This window comes from Polyangium sp. 15x6 (genome assembly GCF_029960785.1).
GTDB lineage: Bacteria > Myxococcota_A > Polyangia > Polyangiales > Polyangiaceae > Polyangium.
The window spans coordinates 112,139-136,305 of sequence record NZ_JASBQE010000012.1 but is presented as its reverse complement, the minus strand read 5'-3'; the positions used below and the strand labels follow the sequence as shown (position 1 = coordinate 136,305).

Here is a 24,167-nt window from a genome sequence, read left to right as displayed (position 1 = left end):
GAGGAGCGATGGGGGAGGGCTCGGTACCGAGGTTTTACTTCTGACCTTCGGTCCGGACAAATTGCACGCGTCGATTGAGCGCGCGATTTTGATCGGTCGTGTTCGGAACGATGGGCACTTCCATACCGTAGCCGTGCGATGTGAGCCGGCTCGGCTCGATGCCCTTCGCGACGAGATACTTCAAAACGGCCGCAGCGCGGCGATCCGAGAGCTTCTTGTTGTACACGGCCGAACCCTTGTTGTCCGTGTGGCCCTGGATCTCGATCTTGATCTTCGGGTTGTCCTGAAGGACCTGCGCGACAGCGTCGAGGATCGCGAAGCTGTCCGGCTTGATCTTGTCCTTGTCGAACTCGAAGTGGATCTGCTGGGTGATCTTGATCTCCTTCTCCGTCACGATGACGAGAGAGGGCTTCTTCGGGCACCCAGGCTTGTCGCCGCCCACCACGCCCGGCTCGTTCGGGCACTGGTCCTCGAGATCGGGGACCGTGTCCTTGTCGTTGTCCGGCTCGGGGCAGCCGTCGACATCCTCGTACCCGTCCGGATCCTCGGGCTCGTTCGCGCAGCTCTTGCCCGTCGACGGATCCTTGTCCACGTCGTCGAGGATCGTGTCGAGGTCGTTGTCGAGCTCGGGGCAGCCGTCGTCGTCGAGGTAGCCGTCCTTGTCCTCCGGCACGAGGACGCAGCTGTCCTTCGAATTCGGCAGGCCGTCGCCGTCCGTGTCCGGATCGTCGGGGCAGCCGTCCTCGTCCTGCACGCCGTTCCACGTCTCGGCCTCGCACGGGCACTTCGTGTCCTGCGGATCGAGGTACCCATCGCCGTCGCAATCTCCGGGAGGCGGCGGCGGGGGAGGCGGCGGCGGCGGCTCGTCCTCGACGAAGCCACGCTCGGCGCACTTCTGCGGCGGCGAGAGATCATAGGCCGCGTGCGCGTTCGCGCGCGCGATGTCGAGGTGCGCCTTCGCCTTGAAAAGGAAGCCCTGATCGAGCTCCGTCTCCGCGAACGTGAGGTGGCTCTTCGCCGTCGCGAGCTCGCGCGGCGCGCAGCGGATCGCGCCGTTGCGCTCGGCCTGCCCCGCGACCTTCGTGAGGCCCTCGATGTCGCCGCGCATGACGGAGACCTGCGAGCACGAGGCCTGCCCGATCGCCATGACGACGAGCGCCGGCAGCGCCCAGCGCCCGTACGAACGATCCGCCGGCCGACGAGCCGGCTTCTGCATCTTGGTAGCGCCGCGCGTGCTCTTCATCGGCCCGATCCCTCGTGCGCCTGCTTCGCGAGAACGATGGCCTTGTCGGCGTACTCTTCCGCCGTGCTCGCGAACTTGATCGCGTCGCCGTAATCAGCGGTCGAGGCCTCTTCCATGGCCTTGTGAAGGTGCTCTTTCGCGTACCAGAACTCGTAGGGCGCGTAGCGCTCGGCGCCGAGCGCCTCCGCCGTCTCGAGCTTCGAGGAAGCGCTGCTCGAGGTGATCGCGTAGATCGATCCACCACAGCCGGTCGCGCCGGTGAGGAGGAGGCCTCCCACCGCTGCCAGCACCCCAGCTAGACGCCTGGGGCTCTGGGTCGCCTCTCGGCGCCCTCCGCCCCAAACCCCGATTCGGAACCGCCGCACGTGCGCCTTCACGATCGCGTTCTTTCTGGAGCGACGACGGAACCGATCCGTCGCTCCCATCCGTGTCCGGGACGCTATCAAGCGTGCGCGCCGCGCGTCAACGGTGGTGTGACACGCGGGATGCGGTCAAAGTCGGCGGAATACCGAGACCACGACGCCGAGCAGCATCGTCGGCTTGAAGTCCGAGGCCCGTACGAGGATCGGGGCCATCTTCGAGTTCGCCGGCTGGAACCGGACGTAGTCCTTCTCGGGGAAGTAGTACTTGACCGTCGCCTCGTCCCCGATGAGCGCCACCACGATCTCGCCACGCTGCGCCGTGGGCTGGCGGCGCACGAAGATGTAGTCGCCGTTCAGGATGCCGGCCTCGATCATCGAGTCGCCCGTGACCTTCAAGCCGAAGATCTCGCGGCCGCCACGCACGAGCATCCGATCGATGCGGACCGTGTCGATGACGTGCTCCTCGGCGAGGAGGGGCAGACCCGCGGCGATCCGGCCGACGACCGGGACCTCGACGAGGTCGTCCTCGGGCGCCTCGGGCATCGAGAGCGGCTCGTCCGATCGGGCGTTCGCGGCCGACATGTCCTTCGGCCGCAAGGCGCGGCTCTTCATGTCCTCCCGCGTCAAGTACCCCTTCCGCTCGAGCGCGCGCAGATGGTCGTTCACCCCGTTCGTGGAGCGAATGCCCATGTGCGCGCCGATCTCTCGCAGCGTGGGCGGATACCCCCGCTCGTTGATGGACTGGCGGATGTAATGCAGAACCTGCTGTTGGCGCTCGGTGAGCCCTTGCATCGCGGCGCCTACCCTACTGAACGGGCGGTGGGGTGTCAAAACTCCTGCTTTGTTTCTTACGGGAGGGATTCGGGGACTTGCGCGGGAGGCTGGATCCACCGGGGTCGCAGAGGAGCGACGCCGTCGGTCCTCTGCGAGGTCGCGAAGCGAGCTCGCCTCGGGGGGTGAATCGGCCGGGCTCCGCCTGGCCGAGAGGGGGACGCGAGGCGTCCCCCTCGGGACTAGGTCGCTGGGCCGCGGCGGGCGTTGCGCCCTTCGATCATGGCGCGCAGCTCCTCGATGTCACCGGCGTGCGCGAGCGCGTCCTCGAGCGAGATCAAGCGGCGCTGGTAGAGGCCGTGGAGGCACTGGTTCATCGTCTGCATGCCGCTGCCCGCCTGGCCCACCTGCATCTGCGAGTAGATCTGGTGGAGCTTGTCCTCGCGGATGAGGTTCCGGATGGCCGCGTTCGGCACCATGGCCTCGATCGCGAGCGCGCGGCCTCCGCCGATCTTGGGGACGAGCTGCTGCGTCATGACCGCGGCGAGCGTGAAGCTGAGCTGCGCGCGGACCTGCGACTGCTGGTGCGCGGGGAAGACGTCGATGATGCGGTTGATCGAGGAGACCGCGCTGTTCGTGTGCAGCGTGGCGAAGACGAGGTGGCCCGTCTCGGCGATCGTCAGCGCCGCCTCGATGGTCTCGAGATCACGCATCTCGCCGACGAGCACGACGTCCGGATCCTGGCGCAGGATGTACTTGAGCGCGTCCTTGAACGACGACGTGTCGGCGCCGACCTCGCGCTGGTTCACGACCGAGAGCTTGTGGTTGTGGATGTACTCGATCGGGTCCTCGACCGTGATGATGTGCAGGCGCTGCTCGGAGTTGATCTTGTCGATGATGCTCGCGAGCGTGGTGCTCTTGCCGGAGCCGGTAGGTCCCGTGACGAGGACGAGGCCGCGTGGCTTGTTGGCGATCTCGGCGGCGACGGGCGGCAAGCCGAGATCGTCGAAGCTCAGGATCTTGAAGGGGATCTGGCGGAACGCGCCCGCGACGGCGCCGCGCTGCATGAAGATGTTGGCGCGGAAGCGCGAGATGCTCGAGAGGCCGAACGAGAGGTCGAGCTCGTTCTTCTTCTCGAAGGTGATCTTCTGCTCCTCGCTGAGGACCGAGTAGCAGAGCTCCTTCGTGTCCTCGTCGGAGAGCGGCGGGAGCTTGAGCGGGACGACCGAGCCGTCGATGCGGAGCAGCGGAGGCGAGCCACGCGTGATGTGCATGTCGCTCGCCCCCTTGTCGACCATGACCTTGAGGAGCTGCTGGATCGTGTAACGGAGGGGCTCGCGCCCCGGCGTCTCCGCGGTCATGGCTAGTCTCCCATCGTGACGCGACCGACCTCCTCGGTCGTCGTCATGCCCTGCATCACCTTCTCGATGCCCGCCATGCGCAGGGTCATCATCCCGCTCTTGATCGCGGCCGTCTTGAGCTCCGCCGTCGAGGCGCCCTGGAGGACGAGCTCCTTCAGGTTGTCCGTGAAGCGCATGACCTCGTAGAGCGCGACGCGGCCCTTGTAGCCCGAGCCGTTGCACGTCTTGCAGCCCGCGCCCTTCATGAGCTTGGCGGTCTTCATCTGCTCGGGCGTGAAGCCGAAGTCGGCGAGCTGGCGCGGATCGACCTTGTACGGCTGTTTGCAGTCGGCGCAGTTCTTCCGCGCGAGGCGCTGCGCGAGGACGAGGTTCACGCTCGCCGTGATGAGGAAGGGCTCGATGCCCATGTTGAGCAGGCGCGAGATCGTCGACGGCGCGTCGTTCGTGTGCAGCGTCGAGAGCACCATGTGGCCCGTGAGCGCGGCCTTGACCGAGATCTCGGCGGTCTCGAAGTCGCGGATCTCGCCGACCATGATGATATCCGGGTCCTGGCGCAGGAAGGAGCGCAGGGCGGCCGCGAAGTTCAGGCCGATGGAGTCCTGCATCTGCACCTGGTTGATGCCGTGGAGGTTGTACTCGACGGGATCTTCGGCGGTGCTGATGTTCGTCTCGATCTGGTTGAGCTCGCTCAGCGCGGAGTAGAGCGTCGTGGTCTTGCCGGAGCCCGTGGGGCCCGTGACGAGGACCATGCCCCAGGGCTGGTTGATCGCCCACTGGAAGTCATCGAGCGGCCTCTTGTCGAACCCGAGCTTCGTCATGTCGAGCTGCAGGTTCGACTTGTCGAGGAGGCGCATGACGATCTTCTCGCCCCAGATCGTCGGGCAGACGGAGACGCGGAAGTCCATCTCCTTGCCCTTGCCGAGCTTGAGCTTGATGCGGCCGTCCTGCGGCAAGCGGCGCTCCGCGATGTCGAGCGAGCTCATGATCTTGAGCCGGCTCGCGATCGCGTTCTTGAGCTTCATCGGAGGCTGCATCTCCTCCACGAGCACGCCGTCGATGCGGTACCGGACGCGGAGCTTCTTCTCGTACGGCTCGATGTGGATGTCGCTCGCGCCCTTCTTGATGGCGTTGAGGAGGATCGCGTTCACGAGCCTGACGACCGGCGCGCCCTCGGCCGCCTTCTCGAGCTCGAGGACGTTGACGTCCTCGGTGTCGACGGTGAAGTCGACCTGCTCGTCGCCGAACTCGGCGAGCATCTCGTCGTACGAGGGGCCGGCGGAGTAGGCGCGCTCGATGGCCTGGGTGATCGCGCCCTCGGAGGCGACGCGCGGCTCGACGATGGAGCCCGTGAGGAACTTGATGTCGTCGATCGCGTGGAGGTTCGTGGGATCCGCCATGGCCACGACGAGCGAGGTGCCCGACCGGAACAGCGGGATGATCTTCTGCTTCTCGCAGACCTCGCGCGGGACGAGCTTCAGGACCTCGGGATCGAACTCCGTGCCGTCGAGGTCGGCGACGGGGACGCCGTACTGCGTGGCGAGGAAGCTCGCGATGTCGTCGTCGGACAGATAGCCGAGCTTCGTGAGCACCTGGCCGAGGTTGGTTCCGCTCTTCCGTTGCTCTTCCTGCGCCTGGCGGAGCTGCTGCAGGCTGATGAGCTTCTCGCGGACGAGCAGCTCGCCCAGGCGGGTCTGACCGGTCGTGAAGTTGGACATCGAGCCTCCGATGGTCCGCGGAGGGAAGGGGAGAGTCAACAGGTCTCGCCCAGCGCTTCCGAGCCGCGCTACCATGCCGGTAGTGGGTCTCTTCGATCGCTTCCTGGGGTGGGGCGAGGGCCGACGAGCAAAAGAGGCGCGCGCCCGGGAGCTCGCCGGTGACCTTGCTTCCGCGGCCGCGCTGTACGTCGAGGCGGAGATGCCGGACGACGCGGCGCGCGTGCTGCTCTTGCGCGCCGATGCCGAAGGATCGGTCGAGCAACGGATCGCGTTCTGCGACGTCGCCGCGCGGACCGCGAAGAACGAGGAGATCCAGAAGCGCGCGCTCGGCCGCAAGGCGCTGCTCACGCTCGACGTGATCCGCGCCCGCGGCGGGGTCTCGCTGAAGAGCGAACTCGGGCGTGTCGCCCGCGATCTCGAAGGTGCAGGGCAGCTCGAACGCGCGGCCGAGGTCTACGCGGAGCTCGGGGACGCCGAGTCGGAGATCCGCGTGCTCACGGAGATGGGCGCGATCGAGAAGCTCGAAGAGCGCCTCAAGGTCTCGCACGCCGAGTCGCGCAAGGTCCGCGAGGTGACGGACGTGCGCAGGCGCCTGGCCGATCTCGACAGGACCGCCGAGCGCCGCGCCGCGCTCGAGGTCGCGCGGGCCGCGCTCGCCGAGCGAGACGACGACGTGGTCGCCGACGCTGCTCGCGCGATCCGCGCGCGCCTCGCGACGGGTCCGCTCGTCGATCTGGAGATCAGCGGAAAACTCTTCCGGGTGGCGCTCGGCGAGGAGGTGACGATCGGACGCGGCGAAGCGACGATCCTCGTCGGCGCGCGGGCGGTGAGCCGCACGCACCTGCGCTTCCGACGCGAGGGGAGCGATATCTTCGTGGAAGATCTCGATACGCGGAACGGGACGATGCTCGCCGGCGCGCGGATCCAGGGAGCGATCCCGGTGGGTCAGGGGATCCGCCTGGACCTCGGCGGCGAGGTGCCGTGCGGGATCGAACGGCCGACGGCGTCGCCCGAGCGCGAGCTCGCGCCGGAGGGCGTGATCGTGACGGTCGCTGGGACGCGTTTCCTCGCGCCGCTCGGTCCGCTCGTCGTGGGCGCGCTGCACGTCGATCGGGTGGTGCACGGCGACAGCGGGTTCGTGGTGCTGCAGACGCCGAGCGGGGCGCCGCGGCCAATCCTGGGCGAGTTCGAGCTCGCCGCGGAGGTCGAGCTCTGCGCGGGCGACGAGATCCGCGCGAGCCGCGGCGGGCCCGTGGTGCTGCGCGTGGGCGCGGGAGGCCGCGAAGGGAGCGGGAGCGGCGCGTGAGCTTGTGGCGGAGGATCAAGGGGCGGCTCTTCGGCGAGAGCGACGAGGCCGCGGGCGAGGAGGCCCTGCGCGGCGCGGACGAGCGCGAGAGTCCCGCCGTCGAAGAGACGCGCGGCGCACGTGCCCGTCCCGTGGTCGACGAAGCGTCCGCCGAGCTCGCGCAGCTCGCGCGCGTGGGCGCGCCGGATGGCCCGAGCGAGGAGCAAGCGATCCTGCTCCTGCGCAAGGCGCGCGGGACGGTGCGCGAGGCCGAGGCCGCGGCGCGCGTGCTCGAAGCCGCCGAAGATCACGCGGTGCCGGAGGCCGTGCGGCTCGCGTGCGCGGACATCCTCGCGGCGCGCGGCGACGAGAAGGGCGCGCTCGAAGCGCTGGCGAACGTGTCGAGCACGCCGGCGCTCTTGCTCGCGGCGGATCTGCACGCCTCGCTCGGCCAGCTCCCGCGGGCGCTCGGCACGATCGAGCGCGTGCTCGCGCGGAGCATCGACACGCCGGGCGCGCGGGAGCGGCACACGCGGTGGCGCGCGGCGCTCGGCGCGGCGCCCGGCCCGGCGCGTCGGCTCGACGAGGCCACGGTGGTGACGGATGCCGGCGCGCGCGCACCGTTTCGGCTCTTGCGCGAGGTCGCGCGCGGCGGCGCGGGGACCGTCTACGAAGCCGAGGACGAGCTCCTCGGCCGGCGCCTCGCGTTCAAGGTCTACCATCGGCGTGGTCGCGACCGAGAGCACCTCGAGCGCGAGGCGAGGCTCGCCGATCGGATGCGCGGACCCGGCGTGATCCGCGTGCTCGACGCGGATCCAGAGGAAGGGTGGCTCGCCCTCGAGTGGATCCCGCGGGGGTCGGTGCGCGACGTGCTCGCGCGGGGGGATCTCTCGGCGCTCGTCCCGATCGAGCGCTGGGCGCTCCCGCTCGCCCGGGCGCTCGCGCGGCTCCACGCGGGGGGGTTCGTCCACGCGGACGTCAAGCCGGCGAACGTGCTCCTCCGGGACACGGGTGAACCCTTGCTCGGCGACTTCGGCATCGCACGTCCGCTCGGCGCCCGCGGGGACGGAGGCAGCGCCGGCTACGTCTCACCCGAACGTATCGCCGGCCGAGCGAGCGACCCGCGCGACGACGTGTACGGCTATGGCCGCGTGATCGAAGACGTGCTCCACAGGCTCGGGGAGCGGGGGCTCGCTAAGGAAGAGGCCGCGCGGTGGCGCGCCGTCGCCGACACATGCATCGGCGCGGACGACCGCCGCCCAGCGAACGGGGCGGAGCTGGTCGGGCGTCTGCCCATGGCGCGGGCGAACGACTCGTGAGCCTCTCCGTCGCCGGTGCGGCCCAGGATACCGGAAGCGCCTGGCCCACGAGGGCTTGTCGTTCGGCGCGCTCTCCGCGCCCGAGGCCTGATAGATTGCCTGCTTCGATGAAGGCCCGCGGCCCGGGAGCAGCCTGATGCGTTTGGCGATCGTCGCGACGCCCTCGCTTCTCTCCGACATGCGCGCTCCGCCGGGCGCGCTCGACGGCGACATCCTCCGCTCGCGTCTCCCTCTGGAAGACACGGCGTTCGAGGTGGTGGACATCGATCCGCACGTGGATCTCGCCGAGCAGCTCGACACGCTCTTCGAAGAGCGCAAGCCGGGCCCGGAGGACGAGATCCTCTTCTACGTCTCGAGCCCCGTCGCGGTCTCGGTCGACGGCGAGTTCTTCCTCTGCCTCGATCCCGAGAACCCGCAGACTGGAGACGCGCTCGCGGACGTGGTCGCCGTCTTCCAGGATCATGTGTCGGGGCCCGTGCTCTTCGTGCTCGAGTGCCGCCACGCGCCCGCGCCCGCCGATCCGTTCCGCAGCGCGACCGTGGTCGCTGCTGCGAAGGACGCTGTGAGCCCGCAGCGCAGCGGGATCGAGCTGCTCATCGCGGCGCGTCCCTCGTCGCCCGCCATCGAGGAGCGGCCGTCGCCGTTCACGCGCGCGCTCATCAACGCGTTCGACGACGCGGACGCGGAGACCGGCCTGCTCGCGCGAATGCTCTACGAGCGCATCAAGGAAGGGCTCGTCGGCGTGGTGCCGTGCTTCGCGCACGCGCGTGGCTGGACGCCGTTCGCGCTCATCCAGGTGCCTGTCGGAACGGCGATCTGGAAGGACGCGGGGGTGCCGGCGATGGCGGACGCGCCCGCGACGCTCGACGCGGAGGCGCTCGACGAGCGCCTCGAAGAGGTGACGCTCGAATCGGAGGCGGCCGAGGTGCTGCTCGGATCTCTCGGCAGGCCGCTCGCGCGCTCCGTGCGCGTGGAGGCCATCGATCCGCCGCCGCTCCGGGAGATCTCGCCGGAGAACATGCCGTCGAGCGTGGACGTCGTGCTCGACGATGCCGCGTTCGGTGAACGCGGGCCCGCGACGACGTTGCGCTCGCGCATCATGCCGAGCTCGACCTCGCCCGAGGCCAAAGCGCCCGAGCCCGCGCCCGAGGTTGCTGCTGAGCCCGAGCCTGAAATCGCAGCCGAGCCCGCGCCTGAGATCGCGCCCGAGCCCGCGCCTGAGATCGCGCCCGAGCCCGCGCCGGAGATCGCGCCCGAGCCTGCGCCGATCCTCCAGGCGAGCGAGCCCTCTGCGGCGTACGCGGCGACGACGTTGCCCGAGGATCGATCGTTCACGCGCCCCGAAGCGTCGGTCCCTCGCGTCATCATCCAGGAGCCTTCGCCTCCGTCGGTCGCGCCAGCGACGACGCCAAGCCCGCAAGCCGAAGAGATCACGCCAGCGCCCGCGCCGCGCATCACTGTGGTCCCGGCGATCCCCGAGCCCTCGGCGACCACGGTCCCGTCGCCCCGCGCGTCCTCGCCGCCGGCCGCGCCGAGCACGACGCCGAACGCGTCGCCTGCGCCCGAGACGCCGCCGGCGGTGGAGACATCGCCCGCGGTGCAGCATCGCGACGCCGGCGACGCGATGCTCGCCACGAAGGATCACGAAGGCGCGCTCGCCGAGTACCGAAAGGCGCTCGGCCATCTCGCGCCCGGCGACACCGAGGAGCGCGCCGAGCTCTACGTTCGCCTCGCGACCGCGAAGTGGAGCCAGGAGAAGCGCAAGGAGGCGATCTCGAACCTCGACAAGGCGCTCACGCTCCGCCCCGAGTACCGCCCCGCGCTCGAAGCGCTCGTCGTGCTCAACGTGGCCGAGCGTGATTTCCGCGCCGTCCACGCCGCCGAGGAGCGCCTGCTCGCGACGCTCACGAGCGCGACCGAGCGCTTCGAGCACCTGATGGAGTTCGGCGAGCGCTGGGAGAGCATCGGCTCCGATTCCGCACGCGCGCGCTCGTCGTTCGAGCGCGCCCGCGACATCCGCCCCGAGGACCTCGTGGTGCTCGGCAAGCTCCGTCGCCTGTACGAGCACGCGAGCGAGATCGACAAGGCGATCGAGACCCGCCGCCGCATCGCGGAGCTCACGCCGGTCCCGCGGGATCGCGCCGCGACGTATCTCGAGCTCGCGACCTATTGCCAGGACATCGGCCGCGAGGAGCTCGCGATCGAGATGCTCGAGCTCGCGATCGACAGCGACTCCAGCATGCTCGAGCCGCTCGACACCCTCGCGCGCATCCTCTCGGAGCGACAGGAGTGGAGCCAGCTCGAAGCGATCTACCGGCGCGCGCTTTCCCGCCTCGATCGGCTGCCGCAGGGCGAAGCGCGGCGCCGCGCGGCGTGGGAGATCGGGCGGCGCCTCGGGCTCCTCTTCCGTGATCACCTGGAGGATCCGCTCGTCGCGCTCGCCTACTTCGAGCGCTCGGTCGACGAGCGGCCCGACGATCTCGGCGGCCACCTCGTCGTCGCGGACCTCGCCCGCACGATCGGCCGGCACGAGCGCGCGCTCGTCCACCTGCGCGACGCGGCGAAGCTCGATCCGCAGCGCGCCCAGACCATGCACGACATCTTCGACGTCGCGCAGAAGCTCCGGCAGCCGGACGTCGCGTTCGCGGCCTCGGTGGTCACCGCGCACCTCAACATCGCCGAGTCGCGCGAGCGCTTCCTCTACGACGAGCACAAGCCGAACGGCGTGCCGCGCTTCCTGAGCGCGATGCCCACCGAGGGCTGGGATCTCTTGCGGGACGAGCGAAGGGACACGCTCACCGAAGGCGTGCTCGAAGCGATCGCGGGCGCCGCGATCGCCGCGCGGCTCGAACAGCTCGGAAGCGAAGGAAGGCTCCCGGCGCTGGATCCTTCCCAGAAGCAGGACCTCCAGCGCAGCACGATCTCGATCGTCCGCTCGTTCGCCTGGGGCAGCCATTTCTTCGGCGTGACGCCGCCCGACGTGTACGTGCGCGAGGACGCCGCCGTGAGCCTCGTGGCCATCCCCGCGGCGGACGCCACGGTCCTCGCGGGCCAGCATGCGCTGCGCGGCCGCACGCTCGCGGAGCTCGCGTTCCTCGTGGGCCGGCACCTCACGTACCACGTGGGCCATCACCGGCTCCTGCTCTTCTATCCGTCGCTCGAAGAGCTCAGCGCGTGTTTCGTCACCGCCATCGCGATCGCGCTGCCGAACGAGCCGATTCCCGCGAAGGTCCGCGACGTGGTGCTCGCGTTCAAGCCGCACTTCGAAGCGCACCTCGACGAGGAGCAACGCAAGGCGCTGGAAGAAGCCGTCTCCGCGTTCGCCGCCGCGAGCGTTCGTCCCGACCTACCGCGCTGGGCCGCGGCCGTGGAGCGATGCGCGACGCGCGCGGGTTACCTGCTCTGCGGCAGCCTCGACGTGGTCGCGACGCTGCTCCGGGCCGAGCCGCGCGGCGCGCTCGACGCCGAGACGAAGATCGCCGATCTGCTTGGATTCACGGTCTCCGAGGCGCACGCCACGCTGCGCGAGGCGATGGGGATCTCGGTACAGCCTTAGCGGTGGGGGGCGCGAGGCGCGCCCCCCGTTCGCGTCACTCCTTGCCCTTGAGGTACGCGAAGTACGCGTCGTGGCTCGGGGCGCGGCCGAGGAAGCGCGAGATCATCGTCCGCTCGTCCTCGCCGCCGCCCTTCGACAGCACTTCGGTCCTCCAGGCCTCGGCCGTCGCCGTGTTGAGCAGGCCCTCTTTGCGGAAGCGCGTCAGCACGTCACGCGAGAGGCTCAGCGCCCACTGGTAGCCGTAGTAGCCGGCGTCGTAGCCGATGAGGTGACCGAAGCTCGACTGGAAGTGCGTCCCCTTCACGTACGGGAACACGTCGACCTTGCCTTGCACCTCCTCCACGACCTTCGTCGTGTCGAACGGCGTCGCGCGGGCGTGGAGCTCCTGGTCCAGCGACGCGAGGAAGAGCTGACGTTGCGTCGCGAGCGCGAGCCCGAACGTGCGCGCCTTCGTCATCGCCGTGAACAGCGCGTCCGGGATCTTCTCGCCCGTCTTGTAGTGCCGCGCGAACGTGTCGAGCACCTCGCGCGACCACGCCCACTCCTCGAACATCTGCGACGGCGCCTCCACGAAGTCGCGCACCGCGTTCGAGCCCGAGTACGTCGCGAGCTCCGAGCGCGTGAGCAGCTGGTGCAGCACGTGGCCGAACTCGTGGAAGAACGTCGTCACCTCCTCGTGCGACATCAGACCCGGCTGGCCGCCTTCCGACTTCGGGAAGTTGCACACGAGCGCGGCCATCGGCTGCTGCCACGTCCCGTCGGACAGGCGCTTGGCCGTGCGCACGCCGAACATCGCCGCGTGCTTGTACTTGTCGGCCCGCGCGTAGAGATCGAGGTAGAACTTCCCGATCTTCTCGCCCTTCGACCACACCTCGTACGCCGTCACGTCCGGGTGCCACGCCGCGGCCGGCACCTCGCGGTACTCGAGCCCGTACATCCGCGCGGTGATGTCGAGCAGGCCCTTCTTCACCGCGCCGATCTCGAAGTACTCGGCGAGCGCCTGCGAGTCGAAGTTGTACTTGGCCTTCCGGACCTTGTCCTCGAGGTAGTACCGATCCCCCGGATAGAGGACATCCGTCTTCTTTCCACCGAGCCGCACGTGCTCCTTGCGCAGCTCCTCGAGCTCGCCCTTCACCGGGTCCTTCAGCGCGGCCGAGAGGTTGTCGAGGAACTCGCGCACGTTCTTCCGGCTCTTCGCCATGCGCGGCTCGATCGCGTAGTCCGCCCAGGTCTCGTAGCCGAGCAGCTTCGCCTTCTCGGTCCTCCGCGCGAGCAGCTCCTCGAGCAGCCGCACGTTCTGCTTCCCGCCGCGGTTCGTGAACTTCACGTAGAGCTCGAGCGCGAGCTTGCGATTCTTCGCGTACGTGATGAACGGGAAGTAGTCCGGGTAGTCCGTCGAGATGCGGACCTTCTGCTTGTCGTTCGGCTTGTGGCTCGCGACGTACTCCTTCGGCAAGCCTTCGAGCTCCTTCGCATCGACCTCGATCCACTCCGTCGAGGCGCCGATGTTCGACATGAACTCCTGGCCCTTCTTCGTGATCTCGGCGTTGAGCTCGCGCAGCCGCGCCTGCTTCTCCGCGGGGAGCTCGAGCCCGTTGCGCCGGAAATCACGCAGCACGTCGGCGAGCAGCCGCGCGCGCTCGCCTTCGAGCTTCTCGCCCTTCTTCGCGTAAGCCTGGATCACCGCGGCCACGTCCGCGTCGAGCCACAGCGACGTCTGGAACGCGTCCGTCTTCGGCTCGCAACCCTTCGCCGCCTCGCGCACCGCCGCCTCCGGGTGCGCCACGCCCATCAGGTACGGGAACTCTCCGGCGCTCGCGAGCTCGAGGATCACGTCGTCGAAGCGACCCACCGTCGACGCGAACGTGAGCTTGTCCGCCGGCGCGCCTTTCAACGCCTTGATGTCGTCGACGAGGCCCTTCGCCTTGGCGAGGTGCTCATCGCAGAGCTTGCGCGCGCCGTCCGGCGTCATGGCGATCGCCACCGGATCGAACGCGGACTTGGCGGCGGGCGCGGGCGGCGGATCCGCGGGTTTCTCTATCGTCGCGACGGGGCTCGTCTTCGCCGTCTCCGCGTCCGTGTTCGGGGGCGTCACGGGCTCGGGCGTCGAGCCACCGCAGGCGAGGAGGGTGAGAGCGAGCGAGACCAGGGCGAAGCTCGGGGTACGCATCGGAGCGCCCGTATACCATTCGGCGCGCTCTGCCAAAACCCGCCTGCGTTATCCTCGACGCATGCGCCGTTCGACTCTCTTCGCCCTTCTCCTGACCTTCGTGATCTCCGGCTGCGGCGACCGTTCACCCGAGGACAGTTGCGCCGTCATTTGCGAGAAAAACGCGCTCTGCCAGCCCGGCGCGAGCGAGTCGCTCTGCACGTCGACGTGCGTCGAGCTCGCGGCCGAAGACTCCGCCTACGCCGCGTCCATCTCCACCCAGGCCGACTGTTACGAAGAGCAAGCCTCGTACTACGAGGACGAGAAGGGCGTGTGCCTCGCCATCGAGGGCGGCGCTTGTCAGGCCACGCCGCAGTGACGCGGCGCGACGCGCTTCACGGCTCGGACTGGAACGGATAGGGCACCGCGCGCGGCGGCTCGAAGTTCTCTTTGATCACGCGCGGCGACGTCCAGCGCAGCAGGTTCAGCACGCTGCCTGCCTTGTCGTTCGTCCCCGAGGCGCGCCCGCCGCCGAACGGCTGCTGTCCGACCACGGCGCCCGTGGGCTTGTCGTTCACGTAGAAGTTGCCGGCTGCGCGCCTGAGCGCCTTGCTCGCCTTCTCGATGAACACCCGATCGCGGGCGAACACCGCGCCCGTCAGAGCGTACGGGCTCGTCTCGTCGCAGAGCGCGAGCGCCTCGTCCACCTTGGCGTCCTCGTACGGCCACACCGTCAGCACCGGGCCGAAGAGCTCCGTCTCCATCAACGTGTGCTTCGGGTCGTCGGTCTCCATCACCGTCGGCTCGATGAAGAAGCCCTCGGCATCGCTCCACTCGCCGCCGCAGATGAGTCGCGCGCGCCCGCCCTTCCGCGCCTCCTCCACCGCGCTCGTGATCCGCGCGTAGGCGCGACCGTCGATCACCGCGCCCATGAAGTTCCGGAAGTCCGCGACGTCGCCGACGCGGATCATCCGCGTGAGCTCCACGATCCGCTCCTTCAGCGCCGGCCACATCGACTTCGGCACGTACGCGCGTGACGCCGCCGAGCACTTTTGACCTTGGTACTCGAATGCGCCGCGCACGAGCGCGACCGCGAGCGCCGTCGGATCCGCGCTCGCGTGGGCAAACACAAAATCCTTGCCGCCCGTCTCGCCCACGAGCCGCGGGTACGTCCGGTACCGATCGATGTTCTCGCCGATCTTGCGCCACATCCACCGGAACACCGGCGTCGAGCCCGTGAAGTGCACGCCCGCGAGGCTCGGGTGCTCGAGGGCCGCCGTCGTCACCTCCGCCGGATCTCCCATCACGAGGTTGATCACGCCGTCGGGCAGCCCCGCTTCTCGGAAGAGCGCCATGATCCAGTGCGCCGAGAGCAGCGCGTTCTGCGACGGCTTCCACACGACCGTGTTGCCCATGATCGCCGGCGCCGCGGGCAGGTTCGCCGCGATGGCCGTGAAGTTGAACGGCGTCGCCGCGAAGACGAACCCTTCGAGCGGACGCGGCTCCATCACGTTCCACGTCCCGGGCAAGCTCTCGGGCTGCTCCGTCGCGATCTGCCGCGCGTAGGCCACGTTGAAGCGCAGGAAATCGATGAGCTCGCAGGCCGCGTCGATCTCGGCCTGATGCGCTGTCTTGCTCTGCCCGAGCATCGTCGCCGCGTTGAGCAGCGGCCGGTACCGCGTCGCGAGCAGCTCCGCCGCGCGCAAGAACACGGCCGCGCGCGCCGTCCACGGGAGTTCGCTCCACATCTTCGACGCGCCGAGCGCGGCTTCGATCGCCTTCTCCACGTCGCCGCGATTTCCGTCGTGCGCGCGCGCGAGGAGCAGGCTCCGCTTGTGCGGCGCGCGCACCTCGGTGAGGCGACCCGAGAAGACGTTGTTTGCCCCGATCACCATCGGGATCTCGATCGTCTCGCCGGACATGCGCGCGAGTGCGGCCTTGAGCTCCGCGCGTTCGGCCGTACCGGGCGCATAAGAACGCGTCGGCTCGTTGACGGGATGGGGCGTGTTCACGATCGCGGCCTGCATGGCGCGCGAGTCTACCACTGCGATCCGCGATGGCGCTCCCGTGCCGTGCCGAGGTCCGTGCCGTCTTCCCAGGGCTCGCTATTCTCCCGTGGATGCAGATCCACCGGACTCCGCCCGAAGCGATCCTCGACCCGACCACCCAGAGGCCCCGGTTCGGCACGTACCTCGGGGGGCTGCCGCCCGTCGTTTTCGGGGCCGCCGCGAAGAACCCGCTCACCCGCGTGCGCCGCGAAAAACGCTGGTTTTACGTGGCCCTCGCGTCCGACGAGCTCATCTGCGCGGCCGCGATCATCCGCCTCGGCTACGCCGCCAACGCCTTCGCCTTCGTCGTGGATCGCCGCGAGGGCCGCACCCTCTGCGACGAGACCAGCAAGGGCCCGCCGTTCAGCGCCTTCATCGGCGACAGCGGCGGCGAGGGCTGCCTCGCCTCCTACCACCTCGGAGGCAACCACCTCTCTGTCTCGCGGCCCGTCGGCCAGAGCGATTACGTCATTGACGTACGCATGCAGGGCCTCGAACTCCAGGCGCGGCTCGGCACCACACAGGCGCCGCCTGCGCTCGGGGTCGTCGCTGCGCTCCGCGAGGGCCTCTTCTCGACCACGGAGAAACGCGCGCTCCTCTCGGCCTCCGGCTCGCTCGTCGCCGGGGGCCGGAAGTTCTCGCTCGACGGCGCGATCGCCGGGTACGACTTCACGGCGGGCCTGCTCGAGCGGCACACCGCGTGGCGATGGGGCTTCGGCCTCGGCCGCACCTCCGAGGGCAAACCGATCGCGTTGAACCTCACCGAGGGGTTCGTCGGCGATCGCGAGTGTGTCGTGTGGATCGACGGCGAGGTCGTGCCCCTCTCGGCCGTCCGAATTTCGTTTGACCGCGAACGACCTCTATCGAGCTGGCAGGTCCGCGCGCCCGACGACAGCGTCGATCTCCACTTCACGCCGAGCGCCCTCCATGCCGAACGGCATGACCTCGGGCTCGTTCGCTCGCGGTTCCTTCAGCTCGCCGGGGAGTTCTCGGGCCGCATCCTCGTCCCGGGGCGCGAGCCGATCCGCGTCGAGCGGCTCGCCGGGGTCACGGAGGATCAGGACACGTACTGGTGAGGGGTTCAGGAAGGGACGTGGGGCGTGATCGAGGTCAGGAGACCTTCACGCCCTTGCCTTGGACGAGCTTGAAGAAGCCGGCTTCGTCGAGGAGCTGCGTCCCGTACTTCTTCGCCTTCTGCGCCTTGCTCGACGTCGAGTCGGCCTCCGCGCTGACGAGGTAGTTGAGCTCCTTCGTCACGCCCGAGAGCACACGCCCGCCGTTCGCCTCCACGAGGTTCGTCAGCTCGCCCCGCGGCCGGCTCAGCGCGCCCGTGAAGCAGAACGACATCCCCGCGAGCGGCCCCTCCTGCTCCTGCGTCACGGGCACGATGCCTTGCGCGATCAGCCGCTCGATCTCGGCTTTGCGACCCTGGAGCCCGCGCACGATCATGCCGGCCTTGATCGGACCGAGCCCCGAGATCCCCGCGAGATCCTGCTCCGTCGCCGTGAGCAGTTTTTCGATCGTCGTGTAGCCCGACGACACGAGCAGCCGCGCCGTTTGGATCGCGAAACCCTCGATGCCGAGCGCCGCCAGGAACACGGGCAAGGTCAGCGGCAGCCGACTCGTGAGCTCGTCGAGCACCTTCTTCGCGATCTTGTCGCCGCGCCTCTCGAGGTCGGCGATCTGCTTCGGCTTCAGCTTGTAGAGATCGCCCGGCTCCTTCACGAGCTTCGCCTCGACGAGCTGCTCGATCAGCTTGTCGCCCCACTCGAGCGCGCCGATCGCGTCGATCCAGTTGTGGATCCGGCCCTCGACGAGCGCGGGGCACTCCTGGTTGCGGCAGAGCAGGTACTCGCCGCTCGCCACGAGCTCGGCCGAGCAACGACGGCAGCGCGTCGGCGGCTGCTCCGTCTTGCCGCCCTTCTCGACCACCTCCTCGACGTACGGGATCACGTCGTTCCGGCGCGACACCAGGACCTCGTCGCCCACGCCGATCCCGAGCGCGCGCACGTTGCCCACGTTGTGCAGGCTCGCGCGCTGCACCGTCGCGCCCGCGAGCTCCACCGGCTCCACGATCGCGACGGGCGTCACGCGCCCGCTCGGCCCCGTGTCCCAGAGGATCTCCACCACCTTCGACACCTTCGCCTGCGACGCGAACTTGAACGCAGTCGCGCCGCGCGGCCTTCGGTTCAGCTCGCCGAGCACGGTCTGCGCGGCGATCGAGTTCGCGCGCACCACGAGCCCGTCGATCTCGTAGTCGAGCCCCGCGCGGATCTCCGACGAGTACTTCCGGTAGATCCCGAGCACGTCCTTCAGCGTGCCCTTCGCGGTCCACGGCGTGCCGAAGCCCTGCTTGCGCAAGAACGTGATCTTCTGCTCCTCGGTCGCGACGTCGAGGTGATCGGCGAGGTCGTAGAACAGCACCGTCAGGTGCTCGCAGCCCTGGCCGTCGAAGCGCTTCGACGTGCCCGCGGCGGCGTTCCGCGGGTTCGCCACGCCCGGGAACGACTTCTTCATGTCCGACAGCTTGAGGATGATCTCGCCGCGCACGCTGAGCGTGAGCTTCTCCTTCAGCTTCTGCGGCACGCCGCGCATGCGGGCCACGTTCGGCGAGATCCGCTCGCCCATGATCCCGTCGCCGCGCGTGATCGCGTCGGCGTACTTGCCGTCGCGGTAGATCACCTCGATCGAGATCCCGTCGAGCTTCTCCGCGATGAAGAGATCGTCGGAGATCGCCTTGCCGCCTTCCTTCACGACGAGCTCGTCGCAGCGCGCGGCCCAGGCTTCGAGCTCGCCCTCGTTCACGACCTTGTTCAGCGAGCCCATGGGGATCTCGTGCCGGGCTTTTTCCCACTCGGTCACGGCCACGGGGGAGCCGACGCGCGCCAGCGCCGGGTGCGTCGGATCGAGATCACGCAGCTCGTCTTCGAGCGCGTCGTAGGCGGCGTCCGAGATGTCGGGTTTGCCGGCGTAGTAGCTCGCGCGGTAGCGCTCGATGCGCTCGGCGAGCTCGTCGATCCGCGCTCGCACGGCCGGATCCGGCTGTTTGTCCCAGCCGTGGTGCAGGTGCGTCATCCTCGTGTCCTCCCTAAGTCGCTACGAACGTCACTCGAACACCACCTCGCCGCGCCGCGCGGCGGCGAGCATGTCGTCCATCCCCATCGCCAGCGGCGCGGGCAGCTCCTCATCGCGGAAGAGCCGCGCCTCGCGAATCTCCAGCCGGTTCTTCGGCGGCCGGTTCGGCGCGCCCACGCGCGCGGACACCACGATCGTCACCGCGTGAAACCGGATGTCCCGGTCCGGCCGCGAGAACACGCCGACCATCGGGCCGATCGTCACGTCATCGACCCCGGCCTCCTCGTCGAGCTCCCGCACGACCGTGGTCCGCAAGGTCTCGCCCCACTCGACCGTCCCGCCGGGCAGCGCCCAGGTCCCCGTGTCGGCGCGGCGCACGAGCAGCCACCTGCCGTCCTCCGTCCGGGCGGCCACGGCCACGCCGACCACGGGCCGTTTGAGGAGGTGGCGCACGATCTCTTGCGCCACGCCGAGCACCGACCGCGGCAGGTACGAGAGGGGCCCCATGGGGCGCGCAGAATAGCGACCCATCCGGGGCCGGGAAGGGGCATGCGTGAGCTCTGGTCGATTTCAGTGGACGGTCCGCGTGCTCGACACGCGCGACCCCGCGCGAGGTAGGCTTCCCCGCATGCGTGAGCCTCTCGTTGTCGCGTCGGTGCAGATGAACAGCCAGGCGGACCTCGCCGAGAACCTCGGCCGGGCCGGGCGCCTCGTGGCCGAGGCTGCTTCCCGCGGCGCGAAGGTCGTGGTCTTGCCCGAGAACTTCGCCTTCATGGGCGGCGACGACGACGAGCGGCTGCGCGTCGCCGAGGACCTCGACGCGAAGGACGGGGGCCGGATCCGCACGTTCCTCGCCGAAAACGCCACGAAGCACGGCGTCTGGATCCTCGCGGGCGGCCTGCCCGAGCGCTCTGTCGATCCGAAGCGTGTCCACAACACCTGCGCCGCGGTCGCGCCTTCGGGCGAGATCGTCGCGCGGTACCGCAAGATGCACATGTTCGACGTCGAGGTCGGCGACGGCCAGCGGTACCGCGAGTCGGCCTCGTGCATGCCGGGCGACGAGCCCGTCGTCGTCGACGTCGCAGGCACGCGGATCGGCCTCTCGATCTGCTACGATCTGCGCTTCCCCGAGCTTTATCGCGAGCTGGTCGCCCGGGGCGCCGAGGTGCTCATCGTGCCGGCGGCGTTCACGCTCGCGACGGGCAAGGATCACTGGCACGTGCTCCTCCGCGCGCGGGCGATCGAGGCGCAGTGCTACGTGATCGCGGCGGCGCAGTGGGGGAGTCATCCGAAGGGACGCAGGACGTACGGCAAGTCATGCGTCGTGGACCCCTGGGGCGAGGTCATCGCGCAAGCTTCGGAGGGGGAGGGGATCGTCGCGGCGACGCTCGATCCGGCATATCTCGCGCAGGTGCGGGCGAGTCTGCCGTCCCTCCAGCACCGACGGATCGGGGTTGTTTCGCGGCAGACTTGAGGTGACTCCCAAAGTCGGCGTACCTTCCTGGATCGTGGGACGTTTTCGCCTTGGGGTCATGTTCGTGCCGCTCCTCGTGGGCTGCGCCGGTGGCAATGGTGGGCAACCCGCGGAGGGGGCCACAAACGGCGCGGTCGAGGCGGACAAACCCGCCGAGCCCGAGCTCGTGGGCGTGAAGAAGAAGCTGCAGGGGACGTGGGAGATCGTGCGGTACACGTCGGATCACCCCATCCCGAACGAGGCGATGCCGCTGATGGCAGACCTCTTCGAGTCGTTGCGAATCGGCTTCGAGAAGGACGCGCAGAGCGTGCGAACCTCGAAGACGCCCGACGAGAGCGCGCCCTATCTCATCGAAGGCGAGTCCGGAGACGCCTTCACGCTCCGAGCAAGCGGAGGCATGTTCGACGGCGCAAAGTGCCGGTTCCTCGGCCCAGACGAGTGGGAAGTCACCGACCGCGGCAAGACCTGGCCCGGCGTGAGCGTCCTTCGTCGCGCTCCACGCTGATCCCGCGACAGTCGCTCCGCACAGCGGAGCCTGAGCCGCGCCACATCGTCCGCGCTGCAGGACGGGGCGTTGCCCCGCACCCCAGCAGGGGGCTGTCCGCCCCCTGCACCCCGGACCAGCGCAAGCGCTGGACTCGGGGTCGATGAACTGCGCGATGCGCAGTTCATCGAACAGGCCCTGGCAAGACCACGAGCGGCTTCGCCAGCCGAGATGGCAGCGCTGCCGTAGGTGCTGGAGACAATTTCCCTGTCGACAGCGCGCATCGCGCGCTGTCGCCCCGCGTCCAGGGCTTGCCCTGGTCCGGGTCCAGGGGTGGACAACCCCTGGTCGGGGTCCGGGGTGAAACCCCGGCGCTACGTTGTGGGGGAGGGGGCCAGATGACTGGCGGAGCGTTGGTTGAGCAGACTCGGCTCAGCGCTCAGCGCTTCGACAGCAGGGCGCGCAGCTCGGCGGGCCTGCGGAAGCCGATGCGACGGGCGACATCGCCTTCGCTCATGCCGTCGGCGAGCAGTTCGCGGGCTTTCTGGGCGCGCACCTCATCGTAGAAGACGTGAGGAGAGCGACCGAAGGCGGCGCGGAATTGCCGGGCGAAGTGGAACTCCGACAGGTCGAGATCGAGGGCGACCTCGTACGAGCGGATTCGTTGACCGGCTTCGGCGGCGGCCCGGATGCGCTCGCGCGCGACGCGCATGCGCTCGGGCGTGCTCTTCGGGATGATTTGCGACGGCTGCGGTGCTGGGATCTTGGGCAGCGTCTGCGTGATGGGGGCCTGGCGAACCGCAAATGGCGGCATGGACGAGGCCGAGGGCATACGGGCGGCGGAGGGTGCGTTCAGCATCGTGAAAGGAAGCGCATCGCTCACGGGAACCTCTCCTTGCCACGGGGAATCTCGCCGCTGCATGCGGCGCCGTGACGGCATCTCGACGTTCTGCCTTTGCAACCCTCGGGCCGAACCTCGTCAGAGGGGGGGGCTGGTAGCAAAATTTACCATGCAGGCGTACCAATCTTGGATGCGCATAATCGGGGCTGTGGGCGGGGGACCACGTAGGGGCCATGACTCGGAGCGCAAATGTGCCGGGATTTTGCGCGGATCTGGTGACCCTTCGGGCGCGTAGAGGGGTTGCCCGAGCATCGTTCCGACCCTTGCTACGTCTGACGCTCGGGCCTAACCCTGCGTATGAGCGGCAGGATCTCGTGTTGCGCCGAGTCTGCTCAACTCGCGCAGCTTCGGCTCCGGATGGCCGGGTGCGGCGCGACGGCGCGGCGCCACGGTTGCGCAAGTGCTGGACGCGCGTGATCCCGGACGCATGGGGGTGCGTGGGGACGAACTGCGGAGGTGAGGGGGAAGGGCGGGAGGAGGCTCGGGATCAGACGTCGATTTCGGCGGTCTGGGCTCGGTCCATGATGAACCGGAAGCGGGCCGAGGCGTCTTTGCCCATGAGCTCGTTCAGGATGCGATCGGTCTCGAGCTCGCCCTCGATGACCACGCGCAGGGCGCGGCGGCGGCGGGGGTCGAGCGTCGTGGCCTTGAGGTCCTCGGCGGGCATCTCGCCGAGGCCCTTGAAGCGGGAGATCTCGGGCTTCTGGCCCTTGGGCAGCTTGACGAGGATGCGGTCGCGCTCTTTCTCGTCGAGGGCCCAGTGCGTCTCTTTGCCGGCGTCGATCCGGTAGAGCGGGGGTTGCGCGAGGTAGACGTGGCCGCCGCGGATGAGGCCCGGCAGGTGGCGGTAGAAGAACGTGAGGAGCAGCGTGGCGATGTGCTGTCCGTCGCTGTCGGCGTCCATCAGGAGGAAGATCCGGCCGTAACGGAGCTTCGAGGCGTCGAAGTCCTTGCCGAAGCCGCAGCCGAGCGCGCTGACGATGTCCTGGAGCTCCTTGTTCGAGAGCACCTTCGAGGTCGAGGCTTGCTCGGCGTTCAGCACCTTGCCGCGCAGGGGCAGGATCGCCTGCGTGCGCCGGTCGCGGCCCTGTTTGGCGGAGCCGCCTGCGCTGTCGCCCTCGACGATGAAGAGCTCGCTTTCGTTCGGGTCGGTGGAGCTGCAGTCGGCGAGCTTGCCGGGCAGGTTCAGGCGGTGTGAGACAGCGGTCTTGCGGACGACCTGCTGCGTCGCCTCGCGGCGGGCTTCGCGGGCGCGGGCGGCCAGGATCGCGCGCATCACGATCGCCTCGCCGGCGGTGCCGTTGTCGAGCAGCCATTGCTCGAGCGCGGGGCGCACGATGCCTTCGACGGCGGGGCCGGCCTCGGGGTTGTTCAGCCGGTCCTTCGTTTGCCCCTGGAATTGCGGCTCCTGGATGTAGATCGACAGCAGGCCGACGATGCCCTCGCGGATGTCCTCGGCGGTGAGCGTCACGCCCTTCGGCTGGATCTTCTTGGCCTCGATGAAGGCACGCACGGCCTTCACGATCGCGGTGTTGAAGCCGCTCTCGTGCGAGCCGCCGGTGTGCGTCGGGATGCCGTTCACGTAGGAGCGCACCGACTCGTCGGGCGACTCGGTCCACAGCAGTACGGCTTCGAGCCGGATGTCGCCGTCCTTCGCGACGTGGAACATCGACGCGTGCACCGCGGGCTTGCCTCGCTGCGTGACGAGCTTCGGCAGGTAGTCGGCGATCCCGTTCGGGTGCACGAACTCGACGGTCTCGCCCGTCGCCTGATCCTTGAAGACGATGAGCAGGCCGCCGTGCAGGTAAGCCTTCGCTTCGAGGCGCTCCCTGACGGTGTCCGCGTCGAACGATGCTTTGTCCCCAAAGATTTCCGGGTCGGGGCGGAAGTGCAGGATCGTCCCGTGTTTGCGGGTCGGGGCGCCGCGCTTCAGCTTGCCCGTGGGGATGCCGCGGCTGAAGGCCTGCACGTGCTCGTAGCCGTCGCGGAGGACCTTCACCTCGAGCTCGACGGAGAGCGCGTTCACCACGCTCGAGCCGACGCCGTGCAGGCCGCCGGAGACCTTGTAGTTCGAGCTCGCGAACTTGCCGCCCGCGTGCAGCGTGCAGAGGATGAGCTCGAGCGCGGGGCGGTTGTACTTCGGGTGGACGTCGACCGGGAAGCCGCGGCCGTCGTCGGAGATGGTCGCGCCGCGCCGGTCGGCGTCGAGCGTCACCTCGATGCGCTTGGCGTGGCCGTTGATCGCCTCGTCGACCGCGTTGTCGACGATCTCCCAGAGCAGGTGGTGATAGCCGCGCGTGTCGGTCCCGCCGATGTACATCGCGGGGCGCTTGCGCACCGGCTCGAGGCCCTCGAGGACCTCGATGTCCTTCGCGGTGTAGCGTGATCCGGAGGTGGGCTGCGGGGTAGCGGTCGTTGCCATGG

At 69.1% G+C, this 24,167-nt stretch carries 18 protein-coding genes; 7 read left to right on the top strand and 11 right to left on the bottom strand.

Annotation, left to right across the window (positions count from 1 at the left end; translation table 11 throughout):
- Positions 1-34: 34 nt before the first annotated feature.
- From QHF83_RS12005 to pilB, 5 genes are all read right to left on the bottom strand, one after another.
- Entirely contained in the window at positions 35-1,243 is a 1,209-nt protein-coding gene (locus QHF83_RS12005) for an OmpA family protein (protein ID WP_282417927.1), read from the bottom strand.
- Positions 1,240-1,521 (bottom strand): DUF4398 domain-containing protein, encoded by a 282-nt coding sequence (locus QHF83_RS12000; protein ID WP_282417926.1) that lies wholly within the window; start codon positions 1,519-1,521, stop codon positions 1,240-1,242. Before QHF83_RS12000 ends, QHF83_RS12005 begins: the two co-directional genes overlap by 4 nt.
- A 213-nt stretch (positions 1,522-1,734) precedes the next feature.
- Positions 1,735-2,397 carry a transcriptional repressor LexA gene (gene lexA, locus QHF83_RS11995; protein ID WP_282417925.1) on the bottom strand — a complete coding sequence of 221 codons (663 nt, stop codon included), beginning with the start codon at positions 2,395-2,397 and terminating at the stop codon, positions 1,735-1,737.
- A gap of 221 nt (positions 2,398-2,618) precedes the next feature.
- Positions 2,619-3,737: a type IV pilus twitching motility protein PilT gene (locus tag QHF83_RS11990; RefSeq protein ID WP_282417924.1), complete on the bottom strand. Its 1,119-nt coding sequence runs from the start codon at positions 3,735-3,737 to the stop codon at positions 2,619-2,621.
- 2 nt (positions 3,738-3,739) lie between these two features.
- On the bottom strand, positions 3,740-5,452 hold the full coding sequence (pilB, locus tag QHF83_RS11985; RefSeq protein WP_282417923.1) for a type IV-A pilus assembly ATPase PilB: 1,713 nt from the start codon (positions 5,450-5,452) through the stop codon (positions 3,740-3,742).
- Positions 5,453-5,525: 73 nt separating this feature from the next.
- On the opposite strand from pilB, the gene QHF83_RS11980 reads away from it, so the two are divergent.
- The 3 genes from QHF83_RS11980 (at position 5,526) to QHF83_RS11970 (ending at position 11,612) form a co-directional block, all read left to right on the top strand.
- Positions 5,526-6,758: an FHA domain-containing protein gene (locus QHF83_RS11980; RefSeq protein WP_282417922.1), complete on the top strand. Its 1,233-nt coding sequence runs from the start codon at positions 5,526-5,528 to the stop codon at positions 6,756-6,758.
- Entirely contained in the window at positions 6,755-8,056 is a 1,302-nt protein-coding gene (locus tag QHF83_RS11975; RefSeq protein ID WP_282417921.1) for a serine/threonine-protein kinase, read from the top strand. Before QHF83_RS11980 ends, QHF83_RS11975 begins: the two co-directional genes overlap by 4 nt.
- 136 nt (positions 8,057-8,192) lie before the next feature.
- Positions 8,193-11,612, top strand: a complete 3,420-nt coding sequence (locus QHF83_RS11970) for a hypothetical protein (protein ID WP_282417920.1) — start codon at positions 8,193-8,195, stop codon at positions 11,610-11,612.
- 34 nt (positions 11,613-11,646) lie between these two features.
- Here QHF83_RS11970 and QHF83_RS11965 read toward each other — a convergent pair whose 3' ends face one another.
- Positions 11,647-13,782 (bottom strand): M3 family metallopeptidase, encoded by a 2,136-nt coding sequence (locus tag QHF83_RS11965; protein ID WP_282417919.1) that lies wholly within the window; start codon positions 13,780-13,782, stop codon positions 11,647-11,649.
- A gap of 61 nt (positions 13,783-13,843) precedes the next feature.
- Between QHF83_RS11965 and QHF83_RS11960 the strand changes: the two genes are divergently transcribed.
- Positions 13,844-14,140, top strand: a complete 297-nt coding sequence (locus QHF83_RS11960; RefSeq protein ID WP_282417918.1) for a hypothetical protein — start codon at positions 13,844-13,846, stop codon at positions 14,138-14,140.
- 16 nt (positions 14,141-14,156) lie between these two features.
- Here QHF83_RS11960 and pruA read toward each other — a convergent pair whose 3' ends face one another.
- The gene (gene pruA, locus QHF83_RS11955; protein ID WP_282417917.1) at positions 14,157-15,788 is read right to left on the bottom strand and encodes an L-glutamate gamma-semialdehyde dehydrogenase; all 1,632 of its coding nucleotides are present in this window, start codon (positions 15,786-15,788) and stop codon (positions 14,157-14,159) included.
- A 92-nt stretch (positions 15,789-15,880) separates the two neighbouring features.
- On the opposite strand from pruA, the gene QHF83_RS11950 reads away from it, so the two are divergent.
- Complete coding sequence (locus QHF83_RS11950) at positions 15,881-16,885, top strand: DUF2804 domain-containing protein (RefSeq protein ID WP_282417916.1); 1,005 nt, start codon at positions 15,881-15,883, stop codon at positions 16,883-16,885.
- 34 nt (positions 16,886-16,919) lie between these two features.
- Here QHF83_RS11950 and ligA read toward each other — a convergent pair whose 3' ends face one another.
- Positions 16,920-18,884, bottom strand: coding sequence for an NAD-dependent DNA ligase LigA (gene ligA / locus QHF83_RS11945; RefSeq protein ID WP_282417915.1), 1,965 nt, complete (start codon positions 18,882-18,884; stop codon positions 16,920-16,922).
- Positions 18,885-18,914: 30 nt separating this feature from the next.
- Positions 18,915-19,391 (bottom strand): NUDIX hydrolase, encoded by a 477-nt coding sequence (locus QHF83_RS11940; RefSeq protein WP_282417914.1) that lies wholly within the window; start codon positions 19,389-19,391, stop codon positions 18,915-18,917.
- A gap of 121 nt (positions 19,392-19,512) precedes the next feature.
- Here QHF83_RS11940 and QHF83_RS11935 point away from each other — a divergent pair, with 121 nt between their 5' ends.
- A complete protein-coding gene (locus QHF83_RS11935; protein ID WP_282417913.1) occupies positions 19,513-20,358 on the top strand; it encodes a carbon-nitrogen hydrolase family protein in 846 nt (281 codons plus the stop codon).
- Positions 20,359-20,416: 58 nt separating this feature from the next.
- Positions 20,417-20,863, top strand: coding sequence for a hypothetical protein (locus tag QHF83_RS11930; protein WP_282417912.1), 447 nt, complete (start codon positions 20,417-20,419; stop codon positions 20,861-20,863).
- A 418-nt stretch (positions 20,864-21,281) separates the two neighbouring features.
- On the opposite strand, the gene QHF83_RS11925 is transcribed toward QHF83_RS11930, so the two are convergent.
- Positions 21,282-21,725: a helix-turn-helix domain-containing protein gene (locus tag QHF83_RS11925; protein ID WP_282417911.1), complete on the bottom strand. Its 444-nt coding sequence runs from the start codon at positions 21,723-21,725 to the stop codon at positions 21,282-21,284.
- Positions 21,726-22,230: 505 nt separating this feature from the next.
- Entirely contained in the window at positions 22,231-24,165 is a 1,935-nt protein-coding gene (locus QHF83_RS11920) for a DNA topoisomerase IV subunit B (protein ID WP_282417910.1), read from the bottom strand.
- Between the last annotated feature and the right edge of the window lie 2 nt (positions 24,166-24,167).